At 64.0% G+C, this 16,814-nt stretch carries 15 protein-coding genes and 2 pseudogenes; 10 read left to right on the top strand and 7 right to left on the bottom strand.

The features are described from left to right. Positions 1–5: 5 nt before the first annotated feature. Together LEL84_RS09615 and LEL84_RS09610 are read left to right on the top strand one after the other, a co-directional pair. Positions 6–1,178: an acyl-CoA dehydrogenase family protein gene (locus LEL84_RS09615; RefSeq protein WP_010840516.1), complete on the top strand. Its 1,173-nt coding sequence runs from the start codon at positions 6–8 to the stop codon at positions 1,176–1,178. Positions 1,179–1,186: 8 nt separating this feature from the next. Beyond that, on the top strand, positions 1,187–1,840 hold the full coding sequence (locus LEL84_RS09610; RefSeq protein WP_137810362.1) for a TetR/AcrR family transcriptional regulator: 654 nt from the start codon (positions 1,187–1,189) through the stop codon (positions 1,838–1,840). On the opposite strand, the gene LEL84_RS09605 is transcribed toward LEL84_RS09610, so the two are convergent. From LEL84_RS09605 to LEL84_RS09595, 3 genes are all read right to left on the bottom strand, one after another. Next, a complete protein-coding gene (locus LEL84_RS09605; protein ID WP_226513911.1) occupies positions 1,837–2,475 on the bottom strand; it encodes a Pr6Pr family membrane protein in 639 nt (212 codons plus the stop codon). The genes LEL84_RS09610 and LEL84_RS09605 overlap by 4 nt on opposite strands. Positions 2,476–2,584: 109 nt before the next feature. Further along, positions 2,585–3,703, bottom strand: coding sequence for an NDMA-dependent alcohol dehydrogenase (locus tag LEL84_RS09600; RefSeq protein WP_058252381.1), 1,119 nt, complete (start codon positions 3,701–3,703; stop codon positions 2,585–2,587). Between the two features lie 40 nt (positions 3,704–3,743). Beyond that, entirely contained in the window at positions 3,744–5,240 is a 1,497-nt protein-coding gene (locus LEL84_RS09595; RefSeq protein WP_226513910.1) for an aldehyde dehydrogenase family protein, read from the bottom strand. A 257-nt stretch (positions 5,241–5,497) separates the two neighbouring features. On the opposite strand from LEL84_RS09595, the gene LEL84_RS09590 reads away from it, so the two are divergent. Continuing rightward, positions 5,498–6,649, top strand: a complete 1,152-nt coding sequence (locus LEL84_RS09590; RefSeq protein WP_226513909.1) for an HPP family protein — start codon at positions 5,498–5,500, stop codon at positions 6,647–6,649. A gap of 29 nt (positions 6,650–6,678) precedes the next feature. On the opposite strand, the pseudogene LEL84_RS09585 reads toward LEL84_RS09590, so the two are convergent. Then, a pseudogene (locus tag LEL84_RS09585) lies at positions 6,679–7,789 on the bottom strand (helix-turn-helix domain-containing protein); the annotation flags it as partial. A gap of 473 nt (positions 7,790–8,262) precedes the next feature. Between LEL84_RS09585 and LEL84_RS24915 the strand changes: the two are divergent. Together LEL84_RS24915 and LEL84_RS09575 are read left to right on the top strand one after the other, a co-directional pair. Next, positions 8,263–8,658: pseudogene (locus LEL84_RS24915) on the top strand (class I SAM-dependent methyltransferase); the annotation flags it as partial. 35 nt (positions 8,659–8,693) lie between these two features. Then, positions 8,694–9,059, top strand: a complete 366-nt coding sequence (locus tag LEL84_RS09575; protein WP_226514409.1) for a hypothetical protein — start codon at positions 8,694–8,696, stop codon at positions 9,057–9,059. On the opposite strand, the gene LEL84_RS09570 is transcribed toward LEL84_RS09575, so the two are convergent. Both LEL84_RS09570 and LEL84_RS09565 read right to left on the bottom strand, forming a co-directional pair. Further along, positions 9,034–9,930: a hypothetical protein gene (locus LEL84_RS09570; RefSeq protein WP_226513908.1), complete on the bottom strand. Its 897-nt coding sequence runs from the start codon at positions 9,928–9,930 to the stop codon at positions 9,034–9,036. The two genes, LEL84_RS09575 and LEL84_RS09570, sit on opposite strands and share 26 nt — an antisense overlap. A gap of 153 nt (positions 9,931–10,083) precedes the next feature. After that, a complete protein-coding gene (locus LEL84_RS09565; RefSeq protein ID WP_226513907.1) occupies positions 10,084–10,374 on the bottom strand; it encodes a hypothetical protein in 291 nt (96 codons plus the stop codon). Between the two features lie 150 nt (positions 10,375–10,524). Here LEL84_RS09565 and LEL84_RS09560 point away from each other — a divergent pair. Next, positions 10,525–11,669, top strand: a protein-coding gene (locus tag LEL84_RS09560; RefSeq protein ID WP_226513906.1) for an IS3 family transposase whose coding sequence is annotated in 2 segments (ribosomal slippage) — positions 10,525–10,792 and positions 10,792–11,669 — 1,146 coding nt in all. Because the reading frame shifts where the segments join, the coding sequence is not laid out codon by codon here. Positions 11,670–11,686: 17 nt separating this feature from the next. Beyond that, positions 11,687–11,854: a histone-like nucleoid-structuring protein Lsr2 gene (locus LEL84_RS24835; RefSeq protein ID WP_319005275.1), complete on the top strand. Its 168-nt coding sequence runs from the start codon at positions 11,687–11,689 to the stop codon at positions 11,852–11,854. 22 nt (positions 11,855–11,876) lie between these two features. On the opposite strand, the gene LEL84_RS09550 is transcribed toward LEL84_RS24835, so the two are convergent. Then, entirely contained in the window at positions 11,877–12,377 is a 501-nt protein-coding gene (locus LEL84_RS09550) for a YdcF family protein (protein WP_319005266.1), read from the bottom strand. Between the two features lie 716 nt (positions 12,378–13,093). Here LEL84_RS09550 and LEL84_RS09545 point away from each other — a divergent pair. The 3 genes from LEL84_RS09545 to LEL84_RS09535 all read left to right on the top strand — a co-directional run bounded on the left by LEL84_RS09545 (position 13,094) and on the right by LEL84_RS09535 (position 16,735). After that, positions 13,094–14,665 carry a sugar transferase gene (locus tag LEL84_RS09545; RefSeq protein ID WP_226513904.1) on the top strand — a complete coding sequence of 524 codons (1,572 nt, stop codon included), beginning with the start codon at positions 13,094–13,096 and terminating at the stop codon, positions 14,663–14,665. Between the two features lie 73 nt (positions 14,666–14,738). Then, a complete protein-coding gene (gene gmd, locus LEL84_RS09540) occupies positions 14,739–15,770 on the top strand; it encodes a GDP-mannose 4,6-dehydratase (RefSeq protein WP_226513903.1) in 1,032 nt (343 codons plus the stop codon). Beyond that, positions 15,767–16,735 carry a GDP-L-fucose synthase family protein gene (locus LEL84_RS09535; RefSeq protein WP_226513902.1) on the top strand — a complete coding sequence of 323 codons (969 nt, stop codon included), beginning with the start codon at positions 15,767–15,769 and terminating at the stop codon, positions 16,733–16,735. The genes gmd and LEL84_RS09535 overlap by 4 nt, the downstream gene beginning before the upstream one ends. Positions 16,736–16,814 lie beyond the last annotated feature (79 nt).

Raw genomic sequence — 16,814 nt, 5'->3', positions numbered from 1 at the left:
TCGACATGACCGTGGACACCAATCCGTTCGTGGAGACCACCGAACGCGCCGAGCTGCGCGCGGCGGTCGCCGGACTCGCCGCGAAGTACGGACAGGAGTACTTCCGTGAGTGCGCGCGCACCGGCCGCAAGACCGACGAGTTGTGGGCCGAGGCGGGCAAGCTCGGCTTCATCGGGGTCAATCTCCCCGAGGAGTACGGCGGCGGCGGTGCCGGTATGTACGAGCTCGCCATCGTGATGGAGGAGATCGCCGCGTCGGGCACCGGACTGCTGATGCTCGTCGTCTCACCGGCCATCTGCGGCAACGTCATCGCGCGTTTCGGCACCGATGAGCAGAAGCAGCGGTGGCTGCCGGGTCTCGCCGACGGGTCGATCACGATGGCGTTCGGTATCACCGAACCCGATGCCGGCTCCAATTCCCACCAGATCACCACCACGGCCCGTCGGGACGGCTCGGACTGGTTGCTCACCGGCCAGAAGGTCTACATCTCCGGCGTCGACCAGGCGCAGGCCGTGTTGATCGTCGCCCGCACCGAAGACGCGAAGACCGGCAACCTCAAGCCCGCGCTCTTCATCGTCCCCACCGACTCCGAGAACTTCTCGTACACGATGATCGACATGGAACTGCAGAACCCCGAGAAGCAGTTCCAGCTCTTCCTCGACGATGTGCGATTGCCCGCCGACGCGCTCGTCGGCTCCGAGGACGCTGCCCTGAGTCAACTGTTCGCCGGGCTCAATCCGGAACGCATCATGGCCGCGGCGTCGGCCGTCGGGATGGGCCGGTTCGCGCTCGACAAGGCGGTGTCGTACGTGAAGGAGCGCACGGTGTGGAAGACGCCGATCGGTGCGCACCAGGCGATCGCGCACCCGCTCGCCCAGGGCAAGGTCGAGCTCGAGATGGCCAAGCTGATGATGCAGAAGGCCGCGACCCTCTACGACGCCGGCGACGACTGGGGCGCCGCCGAGCCGGCCAACATGGCGAAGTACGCGGCCGCGGAGGCCTGTGTGAAGGTCGTCGACCAGGCCGTGCACTCCCTGGGCGGCAACGGTCTGACCACCGAGTACGGACTGGCGCCGATGCTGAGCCTCGCCCGGATCGCCCGCATCGCCCCGGTGAGCCGGGAGATGATCCTCAACTTCGTCGCGCAGACCAGCCTCGGGCTGCCGAAGTCCTACTGAGGCTCGCGGTGACCACGTCGTCGGCGAACACCCGCTCCCCGCAACAGGAACGCTCGCGGTTGACCCGCGAGCGCCTGTTGCGGTCCACGGTCGACGCGCTGGCCGCGGACGGCTGGGCCGCCGCGACCGTGGCCGCGGTCGCCGAACGTGCCGGCGTGTCCCGCGGTGCGGCGCAACATCACTTCCCGACGCGCGAAGCCCTCATCACCGCGGCACTCGAGCAGGTCTTCGAGGACATGACCCGCGCTGCCGTCGGGGATCCGCACGCATCGCCGGAGGCGGCCGACGAAGTGACCCCGGACCGGGTCATCCGCGCCGTTCAGCGGGCCGTCGACGTCTACACCGGCACCGAATTCAAGGCAGCACTCCAGGTCTGGGCCGCCGCCGCGTCCGACCCGGCGCTGCGGCGGCTCATCCTGCCACTCGAAGCGAAGTTCGCCCGCGCGGCCCATCAGCGGACGATGGCCGCGATGGGGGTGGCCCCGGACGACGAGACCGGTTACCGGCTGGTGCAGGCGACTCTGGACATGGCGCGCGGACTCGGCCTGGCGGACACGCTGTCCGATGACTCCGCCCGGCGTGCGCTGGTCGTCGACACCTGGTCGGCGCAGCTCGTCGCGGCGTTCGGGAGCGCGCCCGCGGACCCGCCGGACGCGGACTAACCGCGTTCGGCGGCGGGGTGTCCGGGTTCCGGCGCATCGGGTCGCCGACCGCGGGTGCCGACCCAGTAGACGCCGAACGACATGAAGGCCATGCCGACGAACACGACCATGAGCGAGATCGTCATCGACAGATAACCCTGCCCGCGCGGATCGATGAACGGGTAGGGATACCAGTCCGCGAACGGCCCGCGGATCAAGGTGTAGACGCCGTACACGAGCGGGATCGTCAGCCAGGACAGCCACGCCCGCTCGGGGAGTCGCCGGGCGCGCACCACGATCCAGTCCAGGAGCATCACCAGCGGGATGACGCGATGCAGCACGTCGTTCACCCAGGCGTAGGTGACATCGACGTCGATGCCCTGCAGCAGAAGCGCATAGACGATCCCGGTGATGACCATGCAGGTGGTCGCCGCCCCGCGGCACCACTCCCAGGCCGGGCTTGCCGGGGCCAGCAGTCCGCCGACGAGCAGGATGAGCGCGGCGAAGATATTGCTCAGCACCGTGAAGTAGCTGAAGAAGTTCGCGAGCGTGAAGCCGGCGTCGCCGTAGCGCAGCACCGCCTGATACACGAGCGCGGTGACGCCCAGGGCGGCAAAGGCGATGCGGAGCAGTCGTATCCACCAGGTCGCGGTCACACGTGTGATTCAAGCACCTCGTGCGGGCGCGGACCGGGAAGTCCGCCCGGCGACGTGGGTGGCCGGTTCGCCCGAGGGAGACGGCACCTCGGGCGAACCGACCGGGTATTCACTCCGCGTGGATGATGACCCCGCGGATGTTCTTGCCGTCCCGCAGATCCTGGTATCCCTCGTTGACCTGGTCGAGGGTGTAGGTCTGCGTGACCAGTTCGTCGAGCTTGAGCTGCCCCGCGTCGTACAGGCGCAGCAGTTTGACGATGTCGTACTGCGGATTGGCCGAGCCGAACAGACTGCCCTTGATGGTTTTCTGGTTCAGGGTCAGATCGGTTCCGGAGACCTGCACGGTCAGCTTCGTCGGATCGGCAAGACCGGTGATGACGACCGTCCCGCCCTTGCCCACGACGGCGGTCGCGTTGGCCACGACCTCCGCGTCGACCGTGCCGACGAGGATGAGGGCCTGGTCGGCACCCTGCCCCCAGGTCAGTTCGTTGACCTTCTCCGCGGCCTCGGCGGCGTCGGCGAAGGCATGTGTTGCACCGAATTTGAGCGCCGTGTCGCGCTTGAGCGCGACCGGGTCGACCACCACGACGTATTTGGCCCCGGCCGACACCGCGCCCTGCACCGCGTTGATGCCCAGGCCGCCGATGCCGTAGATCACCACGGTGTCGCCGGCACGTACGCCGCCCGCGTACACCGAGGTGCCCCAGCCCGAGGGCACGCCGCAACCGACGAGCACTGCCTTGTCGAGCGGCAACCACTCGTCGACCTTGACGACCGAGTGCTGCGAGATCGTCGCGCGTTCGGCGAACGTGCCGAGCATGCACATGGCTCCGAAATCGTCACCGCCACCGTGGAATCGGAATGTGCCATCGGGCATCGATCCCTCGAGGATGGTGGCGCCCATGTCGCAGAGGTTCTGCCGGCCGGTGGAGCAGTAGCGGCAGGTGCCGCAGTTCGGGATGAAGCTGCAGACCACGTGGTCGCCGGGCTTGACCTTGGTGACGCCCGGGCCGACCGCCTCGATGATCCCCGAACCCTCGTGGCCGCCCACGATGGGATAGCGGGGCGGGAGGTCGCCGTCGGTCAGGTGAAGGTCGGAGTGGCACAGGCCGGCCGCGGTGTACTTGATCAGCACTTCGCCTTCGCGGGGCTCGTCGAGGTCGAGTTCGACGATCTCGAACGGCTTTCCGGGTCCGGTGAGGACAGCTGCCTTGGTGGTGAGAGACATGAAATCGTGCTCCTTGGGTGTACTCGAGGGCGGATGGGGGTCAGAGCGAGATGTTGACGGCCTTGGTCTGGGTGTAGAGCTCGATGGCCGACGAGCCGAGTTCGCGCCCCCATCCCGACTGCTTGTAACCGCCGAACGGCATGGCGGTGTCGAAGCCGTTGTACTGGTTCACCCAGACCGAGCCGGCCTTGATCTGTCGAGCTGTCCGGTGCGCCTTGGACAGATCCGTGGTCCAGATGCCTGCTGCGAGACCGTAGATGGAGTCGTTGGCCGCGGCCGCGACCCCGGTGTCGGCATCGAAGGGCATGGCGGCGACGACGGGACCGAAGATCTCCTCCTGCACGATAGAGAAACTCGGGTCGACGTCGACGAAGACGGTCGGTTCGATGAAGAATCCCTCGTCGCCCCAACGCTTTCCGCCCGTCAGCGCCCGTGCGCCGTCGGCGAGGCCCGCTGCCAGGTAACCCGAGACGCGATCGAACTGCTCTTGGCTGACCAGCGGTCCGAGTTCGGTCGACGGGTCGAGGCCGGGTCCGATCTTGGCCTGCGAGGCCGCCTCCGCGACGGCCGCGGTGAAGTCGTCGAAGATCGGCCGCTCGACGAAGAGACGTGTTCCGGCGACACAGCACTGTCCGTGGTTGAACATCCAGGCCGCGACCGACCCGGCGACCGCCTTCTCGAAGTCGGCGTCGGCGAAGACGATGTTGGGGCTCTTGCCGCCGAGTTCCAGCGACACCTTCTTGAGGTTGCCCTTCGCGGCGTCGACGATCTTCTTGCCGACCTCCGTCGAGCCGGTGAACGCGATCTTGTCGACGTCGTCGTGCGCGGCGAGCGCCGCGCCGGCCTCGCCGTAACCGGTGACGATGTTGACCACGCCCGGTGGGAAGCCGGCCTCTTGGAACACCTCGCCGAGGAGCAGGGCCGTCAGCGGGGTCTGTTCGGCCGGCTTGAGGATGACGGTGTTGCCGGCCGCCAATGCGGGGGCCAGCTTGAACGCGGCCATCAGGAGCGGGAAGTTCCACGGCACGATCAGGCCGCAGACTCCGACCGGCTCGCGCAGGGTGTACGCGTGGAACTCGCCGCCGGGCACGAACGGCATCGAGACGTCGACCGTCGAGCCGGTGATCTTGGTGGCGAGGCCCGCGTTGTAGCGAAAGATGTCGGCCGACCAGTTGGTGTCGACCGCGGCGGCGATGGTGGCCGCCTTGCCGTTGTCGAGCGCCTCCAACTGGCCGAACTCCTCGGCGCGTTCGGTGAGGATGTCGCCGACCCGCCACAGCAGGCGTTCGCGTTCATTCGGCTTCATCCGGGTCCACGGGCCGTCGTCGAAGGCCTGGCGCGCGGCGCGGACCGCGCGGTCGATGTCGGCTGCGTCGCCGTGGGCGACCGAGGTGAGCGGACGCGCCGTCGCGGGATCGATGGTCTCGAAGGTGCGGCCCGAGGCCGACCACACCCAGTCACCGCCGATCAGCATCGGGCGGTCGGAGCCGATGAAATCACGGACCTTCGGGAGCAGCTCGGTGGCGACTGCGGTCATGGGTACCTCCTGGTGAAGCGCTCGACGCGGGGAGAGGCGAGCGGGCAGAGATGAGACGGTCGGGGGTGATCTGGGTCATAGCTGTGACCTGACTCATTTCTGCCACCTATCGGGGTGGTCGCCGTGTCCAGAAACTGAACAGTCCGCTTTGTCGTGAACGAATGACGTGAACAGGAGGTCGTGAAAGGCGAGTTGCGCGGCGTCGCTAGCGTGTCCGGGGGCAGCGATGGCTGCCTGTTCACGCAGAGAGGGAACCGATGGCAGCGCGCATGGCCGATCGTTTCAGCGGTGCGCTGCAGTCGTGGGGGCCGTCGGGGGCGTCCGTGCCGACGCGCGAGTCGGTGCGTGCCGGGGTCGGCTCGGCCCTGGGTCTCGGGCTCGTCGGACTCGTCCTCGCCACGTCCGGCGTCGACCTGAACGCGGGCCTGTTCCTGATCGCGCCGTTCGGGGCGTCGGCGGTCCTGCTGTTTGCCGCACCCAACAGTCCGCTCGCCCAGCCGTGGTCGGCGGTCGTCGGCAACACCGTGTCGGCGTTCGCCGCCGTGGCGGTGACACTGCTGGTCTCGCCGAGTCAGCTGCGCGTCCCGCTCGCGGTCGGTGCGGCGGTCGTGGCCATGGTGATCTGCCGGGCGGTGCATCCGCCGGGTGGTGCGGTCGCGATGACCGCCGGGCTCAGTCCGGACCTGGTCCACGCTCTCGGATTCCGGTTCGCCCTGGCTCCCGTCGCGGTCGGGACGATCGCGCTGGTCGCGCTCGCGGCGGTGTACGCACGCCTGACCGGACGCCGGTATCCGTACCGCCGGTTCGACGACGAGTCGTCGGCCACCGCACGGATCGGGCTGGACGAGGACGAGTTGACCGACATCCTCAACCGCTACAGCCAGTCCCTCAACCTCGGGGTCGCCGACCTCGCGCGGCTCATCGGGGCCGCCGAACTCCAGGTCGCCGGCCATCGCGCCGACCCTCTCGTCACCGGTGACGTCATGTCCCGGGACCTCGTGACGGTGGGACCGGACTCGACCCTCACCGAACTGGCGCAGATGTTCGACACCCACCGGTTCACCTCGCTGCCCGTGGTGACGCGCGGAGGCCGGTTCCTGGGTGTCGTCTTCCAGATCCATCTCGTCTCCCGGCTACGCGGAGGTGCGACACGACGTGGGTCGGACCGCAGGTTCGGCCGACTGCTGCGCCGTGACGGCAGCGTGCTGACCGCTGCCGACGTGATGGACACGACCTTGCCGATCGCGTCCCCCGACGCTCCGGTGACCGCGGTGCTCCCGATGCTCGCCGGCAGTGGCTGTGGCGCCGTGCCCGTGCTCGACGGGGATCTTCTGGTCGGCATCATCACGCAAACGGATCTCATCGCCGCTCTCGCGCGGCACACGCTGGCCGATCCGCTCGTCGACTGACGTCCGGAGCGGCAACATCGCGGTGTCTCCTAGATCCCGAGGGCTCGCATCCGCGCGTACAGCGTGGTGCGGCTGATCCCGAGGTCCCGCGCGGCGTGGACCTTGTTGCCGCCGGCACGGTCGAGTGCGTCGACGATCGCCGCGCGCTCGGCCTGCTCCCGTCCGGAGAGATGCGCCGCCCGGCTCGTCGTCCGATAGCCAGACGGCAGGTCGGTCGCCTCGATCACGCGTGCCATCCGATCCCGGCACGCTGCCGCAGCCTCCCGCAGGACCGCGATCAGCTCGGCGAAGTTGCCCGGCCAGTCCTGGCTGAGCAGGGCATCGGTCGCCGGGCCGGAGAGAGTGAGTTCCGGATCGATCTGACCGAGGACGCCGCTCGCGATGGCCGCCAGCTCGGAGCTGCGGTGACGTAGAGGCGCGGGGATCGACGCGCCGCGCACACCGCCCGAGCAGGGCGGCGACCGCGGGAGACGCCTGCGCACGAGGAAAGCTGACGAGGAGCAACGGAGAGGCCGCCGGCGTCGACGCCGTGGCGTGCGTGAGCAGCGCGATCGACCGGTCGTCGAGCAGATCCACGCCGTCGATCACGAGCGGGACGCCGGACGATCGAGCTCGGGTGAGGTCGGCGGCGACGTCCACCCGCCGGCCGTTGATCAGCGCGTCCGCGACGTCGACGACCACGGCCGCGGCCTCGGTGTCGAGCGCGTCGGTCCCCAGCGCTTCGGCGGCCAGTTCGAGGGCCAGCGTCGTGCGCCCGGTGCCCGGCTCACCGGATACGGCGACGGTCGTCGACGACGGCCGGACCGGGGTCGAGCGGGTCGGTGTCGGTGTGAGGAAGGGGCGGAAGCGGAACAGCGCGGCTCCGCGGGTACCGGCCACCGGTTCGACGGCGATCTCGACCTCGGCGCCCGAGACGAGTGTCAACGGCAGCGTCGTCGAACGCAGCGCCGGGTCGGTGGCGATCGCCCGCAGCGCGCCGATGTCGGTGGGGGAGAGCAGTTCGGCGGCCAGGGCATTGGTGAGCTGCAGGTCGTCGCCGATCGCGGCCACCGCGACGTCCCGGCGAGGGGCGGCGCGCTGGAAGGCGTCGAGCACGCGGCGCTGGTGCGCACGGGACCGGTCGAGCAACCGGTCGGCGAGGCGTGGAGGTCAGTTCGGATCGAACAGCTCGCTGTAAACAGGATCCGACGCTACTGTCCGAGGAGCCGATCCATTCGGGTCGACAAATGTCATACTGTACGACAACCTCACATCCAAGGTCGGGCACACAAGTGACGCACGTTACGTGGTCGTCATTAGCCCTCGAGAGGCGCGTCGGTACCGAATGGCCATTCACACCTCCTCGCTCAACCGGGTGCCGACCCCAACGACCCCCAGGTACAAATCTGGTTCATCTGCGTCACCGCCCGAGCATCGGCAGGAGAAGCAACTGTCCAACAGATAGTTGGACAAATGGATTTACGCAACGCGCTAGATTGAATTAACGCCCGCACCTCGTGCGTCTCCCTCTGCAGGGCCGGTATATTTTCAGCTAACAACTAACAGGGGGTACGTTCCAGTTGAGGCAGTTCGACCTAGGCAATATCTCCGCCACTGCGGTTTTGACGGCCAAGATGCGAGCTCTCGAGACCGATCGGCCGACGCGCCTCTTCTCAGATCCCCATGCAGCTTTACTCGTTCAGCACTCGGGGCTGGATTTGTCGTCACTAGAACTAAACCAGGTGACCGGCCAACGGTTGTTCGAATCCAACGTCGTCCGCACGCACTTTCTCGACGAGGCATTGCAGGCCGCGACCAGCCGCGGCATACGCCAGGTCGCTATCCTTGGTTCCGGTCTCGATTCTCGATCCGCTCGACTCGGTCTACCTACGGACTGCGTCGTGTACGAGGTAGACCAACTCGAGGTGATCACGTACAAGAAGAGAGTTTTCGCCGATCACGGTGTCACGGTCGACGTCGACTGGCGGCCGCGCGGAGGTGACCTCGAGGGCAACTGGCTTAACGAGCTGACGACTGTCGGGTTCGACCCGTCGATCCCGACTGCATGGATCATCGAGGGCGTTCTTTTTACCTCACTGAAGAGGTTGTTGCACAGCTTATCGAGACTGTCACCGAGCACAGCGCCACAGGTAGCGAACTCCTCGCAGTCCATTTCGGCGCCGGCGCGCTCATCGAAGCGCAGAGCCGCGAAATGGCTGCCGCAGCGGGCGACGCTGGCTACGGGTTCAAGTCGACAGTCACAGACCCCATTGCGTGGCTCGACGGCTACGGGTGGGACACCGACGCCCAGACGTTCAGTTCAGCTGCCCAACGTCTCGGACGAACAATCCCCTACGACATCGAAGAGGGTCCGGGGCGAGAGATCGCCTGGTTGATCAGCGCAGTCAAGAGACAGAGCGACCCGTCTTGATCTGAGTGGCAGCAGCGTTGGCCGCATCGGCGATCTCGACCTCCAGGGTTGTACGCCGACACGGGGTCTTTAGTTTAGCCGCCTTCCAGCACTCCCATCCGTTTGTCGGCACTTCCGCAGAACCCGGAAGGACGAAAACTGGGTACTGTGTCCGCGCTTCGATCCACACATCAGCGGAGCGCCTGAGAACTTGAAATCGTCTCCATCGGTGTGGGATACGGACAACTGGGTAGATCAGGATCGTTCCTGTCGCCGACAGCGCAATCAGCAGTACCAGCACCAGAGAGGCCGATTTGACGTGGTTTGAGTACCAGCCATCGTCTATGTTGAAATCGGTGAGCGATAGGTCGACGATCTTGTTGACGGTGTAAAGGCACACGAGCGAGGCCGCAGTGGCCCAGCCGAGCAAAGTCATCGCGAACGGTCCCCGGCGGACAACGTAGTACGCCCGGACAGCGAGTACAGCGTTGACTGCTCCGGCGAGGCCGATCGAACCTAGAAACACGAACCAGTACCCATAGACAGCGGGTGTGAAGGGGATGTTAGCGGTGATGCATGAGCTCGGGACGCTCGCAATCGGAGAACTGAGGTACGCAGTGGCCATTGCGGCAATGATGGCCGCCTGCCCACCGATCCAAGGGCGATAACGGATTTCGTGTCCAGTCAGCGACAACATTAGAGCCACCGCTGGCACCGCCGCACAGGCTGCCAGCGTCATCCCGACAAGCGTCATCACACTCGATAAGCCAGTCGCTCGCTCGATGATGGGATTGACTACCGCATCAGTGATGTGCGGCGTGCGCGCCAATTTTGCAGCGCCGATGAGAAGGCAGACCTGCGTATAGGCCCAGTATGTCGGCGTCGGATCCACAGACCGGAGCATGAGTCCGCGAGTGTATCGGGCAGATCGTGCAAGGTGATCGGACGCTGGCGATCCAGCGAAAGCGCAGCAATTGCAGTCTCAATGCTCCATGGACGATGAAAAGAGATTCGATCGAGGGCCGTTGCGGCTACCTGCCTAGGGTCACTGCTGCTCGTCATGTGCCCGGTCGGCGAGGTCAGCAAGCTCTTGGCGCGCCCGCGCCGTCAGCGGCTTCTCCGAGGCGCGCAGCGCGACCAACCCGGTCGTGTTGTGCGCGAGAACAAGAAGACTTCCGATCTGCTGGTGGATCGGCGTGTACTCATCCGGGTCATCACTCGCGATGTACGCCGAGGAACCGCCCGAGAATCCACACACCTCGGCAATCGCTTCACGCTCTGCCTCGGTGGGGACCAACTCCCCCGCAAACCTAAACGGGCGGGTACCGATGGCCACCATCCTTAGCAAATCCCGCCGACTCGGCCGAAGCAACCGCCGATCCGCCGCGTCAGCGCCGGCTATCGTGGCGTGTCCCCCGTGAACCGGTCCGGGTGGTTCTAGAGTCCTGATTGCCCTGTTGAGGGCGGAGAAGGGACGATAGGGATCATGGCGGGACGGAAGCGTCACTCGGCTGAGGACATCGTGCGCAAGTTGCGCCGAGCCGATGAACTGGCGGCCGAGGGCAAGAACGGCGAGGAGATCGCCGCCGACCTCGAGGTGTCGGCGGCCACCTTGTACAACTGGCGCCGCCAGTACGGCGGTATGGACGCTGATGCCGCCAAGGAACTCAAGGAGCTACGCGAGCAGAACGGCCGGCTCAAGCGCCTGCTCGCCGACGCCGAGTTGGAGAAAGACGCGCTGCGGGAGATCGCCAAGGGAAAATTCTGAGCCCGACCGCCAAACGCGCCGCGATCGACATGCTCAAAGACGTGAAGAACATGTCAGAACGTATGGCGTGCAGGGTTGTTGGGCTTTCACGGTCTACCTACCGGCGTCTGCCGTTGGCTCAGACACCGGCCGACCCGGACGCTGGTATGCGTGCACAGCTACGCACCTACGCCCGCAAGCACCCGCGACACGGGTTCCGGCGGGCGTGGGCGCACCTGCGGTTCGACGACGGTATCGAGGTGAACAAGAAGAAGGTGCATCGGCTGTGGAAGGAGGAGGGCCTGCAGGTGCGCCGGGCGCCGCGGCGCAAACGAGCCGGGCAATCGTCAGTGCCGATCGTGGCGGCGGATGCGCCGAAGGTGGTGTGGGCATTGGACTTTCAGTTTGACTCGACCGTGGATGGCAAGAAGGTCAAGATCGCATCAATGGTCGATGAACACACCCGGATGTCGTTGCTCAACATCGTGGATCGCTCGATCACCGCCGACCGGTTGGTCGAGGAATTGGAGAAGACCTTCGCGATCTGGGGTGGCCCACCCATGGTGCTACGCATGGACAACGGCCCTGAGTTCATCTCAGAGGCGCTCCAGGCGTTCTGTGCAGGGTCGGTAGGCATCTCCTATATTCCGCCCGGCACGCCGTGGAACAACGGGTTCATCGAATCGTTCAACAACCGGCTTCGCGACGAGTGCCTGAACCGCAACTGCTGGCCCACCCTGCTCGAAGCTCGCGTGGTGATCGACGATTTCAAAGACGACCACAACCACCGGCACCGCCACTCGGCGCTGGGCTACCAGACCCCGGCCGAGTACGCTGCCCGATGCACCCACCAGCACCACCCTGTGGGCTGCGAGATCGACTGACCGACAGCTAGAAGAAACTGGCTCTAGAACTGCCTGGACCGGCTATCGGGGACCTGCCAATCGGCCGGGACGGGGTCAGCCGCGAGAAGATCCGGACCTGGGCACGCGCCCAAGGGTATGAGGTAGGCAACCGTGGCCGTATTGCCGCCGAGATCGCCGCCGCCTATCACCGGACTGTTGGCTAACTAACTCGTAATAGGAACGCAGTTAGTCACATCCAATAATTGCTGCTTTAGCGAATGCAGTCGTTTGGTAAACGTACGTGTAAGCCCAACGCCACGGCGGGCGGTCGTAACTACGTGGCACTGCCCGCATTATTACATCACCATCAAAGCATTGATCGAAGATGTAACGCGCGCGAGGAATGTGAAACTCCCAGGTAACAACTATCACATTCTGCCAACCTCGTTGTACTGCCAGCTCTTGAACCATAAGAGCTTCACCCTGCGTCGTAGACGGCGAGGGTACCTGGCAAATGACTTCAATCTCGTCTGTATTGGCGCCGCATACACGAGACATAAGCGCAGCATCGTCCGGTGAATACGGCCGGTAAGGATCAGATATCAGAACCGTCGATGCATAGCCCTGACCTGCAAGTTCTAACCCGTAGCCTTCTCTTCCATCGTGCTCACCACCAAGCACGATGATCGCGTCCGCACGACGCAACGGATCCTGCGGGACATCTCTGTAGATTTCGCTTGCAGTCATCCAGGATGAGATGAGCATGCACCCGACTACGAGCATTGCGACGCTGACCCAAATACGCCGCCGAGCCAGTATTGGGGAAGAATGTAGAGGTGCGTATTTCTTCATTATTCAGGTCAGAAATAAAGCGCCGGGCTGGCGCGATATTGATATCTGCCCAACAGCTTTCATGGTGAGAAGCACAGTAAGAAAACTTATCCTTTGTTTTGTTAGTCCAGGCGTAACCCCACTAATGTAGAAATTGCAGCGCACGACGCTGCAGCGGGTCTTTTTAAGACGTGGTCCTGAGATGACAGCCATCACATGAACCACGGTCAGCATTGGAGAGTCGACAGCCGTCCGGCCCACACACGACCACTCACCACGACAATGCATGTCGCACATTCTGCCCGATCCCGATGGCATGCGCGGTTCTACGGGCGGGAACGCCCCCCAGCGCCCCTTCGTAGCCCAACTACAGAGACTCGGTGCACCGCAACGAAGCGGCAGCACCGGTCGCCGAACTCGCGATGTCGAGCTGGTCGACGATGTCACACGAACAGATGAATCAGCTGCTAGAGACGTATGACACGCTGCGCGTTCGGAGTCGATCGAGAAAGTTGAACGTGCGATGTGTAACGACCCGGGGTACTGTTGCGATCTGTTAAGCGACACCACGGGTAGGTCGAAGCTGAGCGGTCAGCACTGTCGCCTTATCCCCTTCGTTAGAAAGCCAGTAGATGACCGTTCACGCCGATCGGGCGTCAGATGACGTCGTGAACCACGACGAAACGTTGCTGTCGATCTCACGTCTCGTCTCAGAGCACATTCCCGCCAACACAGAACCGCAACCATCAGGGGCTGGGTGGCTTGCACGGTACGCGCGCGATGTGGGATGGACCGACATCGCAGCCATTACGGCCGCCGTGCTGTTGGGTCAATTCGTTCGATTCGGGGTAGACCCACTTCAGCCGATTGGAAAGCTCAACGTTCCGGCTCTTTTGGTCTCGTTCGCTCTGATCGTTGCCTGGTGGGCGGCGTTGCGCATTACACAAGCCCAAGATTCGCGGATACTGGGCTCGGGCGTGGTGGAATACAACCGGGTCCTGCGTTCGTGCTTCGGCCTTTTCGGCGCGTGGGCCATTGTGGACTTGACGGCCAATCTAGCGATCGCGCGTGGGTACATCGCGATCGTCTTGCCTGTCGGCACAGTGCTGCTCATCGCGAGCCGCTGGGGATGGCGGCGGCGCGTTGTCAAGGGCCGCACTCGCGGCCGTTATCTGCGGTCGGTTCTTGTGGTCGGTTCGTTGACATCGGCGACTGCGCTGATCGCTCGTTTGACGAAGACTCCCGCTCTCGGTTATCAAGTCGCCGGCGTCTGCATCGCCGGCCCCGACCTCGGAAACTACTCGAAGACACACACCACCCTGACCTATCGTGGGGCGAACGGCGACGACACCGAAATTCCGTTGTTCGTTGGCATCGATAAAACACCGGATGTGGTGCGGATGTGCGGAGCGAACACAGTTGCTGTTACTTCGGTCGACTCCGTGGGACACGATGCGATGCGCGAACTGTCGTGGGACTTAGAGGGCATGGACGTAGAGATGTTGGTCGCACCGGGCCTGCTCGACGTTGCCGGCCCACGAATCACTATGCGTCCCGAAGCGGGGCTCCCACTACTGCATATCGACAAACCGAAGTACCAGGGCGCTACCAAAGTGTTCAAGCTTGCGTTCGACAAAGTTGCCGCAGCAACCGGTCTGCTGGTCCTGAGTCCGCTGATCTTCTTATGTGCGCTCGCGATCAAGCTAGACAGCCAGGGACCTGTGTTCTACAAGGCCGAGCGCATGGGCACAGGGAACAACCCGTTCTCAATGTGGAAGTTTCGGTCCATGGTTGTCGAGGCGGACAGTCTGCGAGCCGCGTTGCGCAGTTCCGATCAAGGAAACGGCGTGCTGTTCAAACTTCGGGACGACCCCCGGGTGACGCGGGTGGGGCGCGTGATGCGCCGCTACAGTCTGGACGAACTGCCCCAGCTCTTCAACGTCATAACTGGCACGATGAGCTTGGTAGGGCCACGGCCGCCCCTGCGTGAGGAAGTTGAAACGTACGACCACGTGATCCTACGTCGGATGCTGGTTCGACCGGGAATGACTGGCCTGTGGCAGGTGTCCGGTCGCAGCGACCTCTCCTGGGAAGAGTCGGTGCAATTGGACCTTTCATACGTCGAAAACTGGTCTATAGCAACCGACCTCATCATTCTGTGGCGCACTGCACGCGCGGTCTTTTACTCCCGCGGCGCCTACTGATTTTCTATCTTTCCGGCGGTGCATGACAGTGCGCCGTGCCTCCACGTGAACACCAAACGAAAGATTGCACCAAATGAAGAAGGCTCTGATTACCGGGATTACCGGGCAAGACGGCTCGTATCTCGCTGAGCTGCTGCTCTCCAAGGGCTACGAGGTGCATGGGCTGATACGCCGGTCATCGACCTTCAACACCTCACGCATCGACCACTTGTACCAGGATCCACACGATCCCGAGGCGCGATTGTTCCTTCACTACGGCGATCTCAGCGATGGTGCCCGGCTGGTGACACTTCTAGCGACCATCGGCCCTGACGAGGTCTACAATCTCGCCGCTCAGTCGCACGTCCGAGTCAGCTTCGACGAACCCGAACACACCGGCGACACGACAGGGATCGGTTCAATACGAATCCTGGAAGCTGTGCGACAGGCCGGAGTTCAGTGTCGCTTCTACCAGGCGTCGAGTTCAGAGATGTTTGGAGCGTCTCCGCCTCCCCAAGACGAAGACACTCTGTTCTACCCGCGCTCGCCGTACGGCGCGGCAAAGGTCTATTCATATTGGATCACCCGCAATTACCGCGAAGCTTACGGCCTGTTCGCTGTCAACGGGATTCTCTTCAATCACGAATCACCCAGGCGTGGTGAGACATTCGTGACACGAAAGATCACACGAGCGGTCGCGCGTATCAAGGCGGGACTGGAGCAGAACATCTACATGGGCAACCTCGACGCGGTCCGTGACTGGGGTTATGCCCCCGAGTACGTCGAAGGCATGTGGCGGATGCTGCAGGCAGACGAACCTGCTGACTACGTCCTGGCCACGGGTGTCCCATGCACGGTCAGGGAGTTTCTGGAAACCGCTTTCGAACACGCCGGCTTGGACTGGCGCAATCACGTGAAGTTCGACGAACGGTATCTACGACCTACGGAGGTGGATTCGCTCATTGGTGACGCCTCCCGCGCTGAGACCGCGCTGGGTTGGCGGGCCGCTGTTCACGCACCCGAGTTGGCGCGCATCATGGTCGACGCCGACATCGCAGCACTCGAATGCGAGGGCACACACTGGGTCGATAAGCCGTCAGTGCCGGCATGGACTCTCGCGTCGTGAGCAACCCTGACGGACTCAGGGCACTGGACTCAGCGGCAAAGGTCTACGTTGCTGGACATCGCGGACTTGTCGGGTCGGCGCTTGTGCGAGCTTTCCAACGGCGAGGTTTCACAGATGTTGTGGGCAAGAGCAGCGCAGAGCTCGATCTCAGGGACAGAGACGCAACCTTTGCCTACTTCGCCGAGACCAAGCCGGACGTGGTACTTCTGGCTGCCGCACGCGTCGGGGGCATTGCAGCCAACAGCTCGCGTCCGGTGGACTTCCTGTCAGACAACCTCCGAATTCAGGTTAATGTTCTCGACGCAGCGCTCGCCCACGACGTGCCCCGGCTTCTTTTCCTGGGGTCTTCGTGCATCTATCCCAAGTTCGCCGAGCAGCCAATCCGCGAGGATTCGCTACTCACTGGGCTCTTGGAGCCGACCAACGACGCATACGCGATCGCCAAAATCGCCGGGATCATGCAAGTGCAAGCGGTTCGCCGCCAGTACGGACTGCCCTGGATCTCCGCTATGCCCACCAACCTCTATGGTCCCAACGACAACTTCTCCCCCACGAACAGTCACTTGCTGCCGGCAATGATCCGGCGGTACGAAAGCGCACGCGTGGCCGGAGCCGACTCGGTAACCAACTGGGGAACCGGAACGCCCAAACGCGAACTGCTGCACGTAGACGATATGGCCGATGCAAGCTTGCACTTGCTAGAGCACTACGACGGGTACGAGCAGGTCAACATCGGCACAGGTGTGGACCATTCGATTGCGGAGATCGCCGACATCGTGGCCAATGCAGTGGGCTTCGTCGGCGGCGTGGAGTGGGATACCAGCAAGCCTGACGGCACACCCAGAAAGCTGCTCGACGTCACCCACCTTCGAGCCTTGGGCTGGAAGCCAAGCATCCCCCTTGAACGTGGCGTCGAGCAAGTGGTGCAGTGGTACCGGACGAGCACAGAGCACATCAGGGTGTGACTACCTTGACGACCTCAGAGCTCCCGATGACCTTTCCCGCTGGCACGTCGGTTTGGACAGTGGCCGCTGCACCCACCAC

Source organism: Gordonia sp. WA4-43 (assembly GCF_020520305.1).
GTDB classification, from domain to species: Bacteria; Actinomycetota; Actinomycetes; order Mycobacteriales; family Mycobacteriaceae; genus Gordonia; species Gordonia hongkongensis.
The sequence above is the reverse complement of the archived record's forward strand: the minus strand, read 5'-3'. Positions and strand labels throughout refer to the sequence as shown.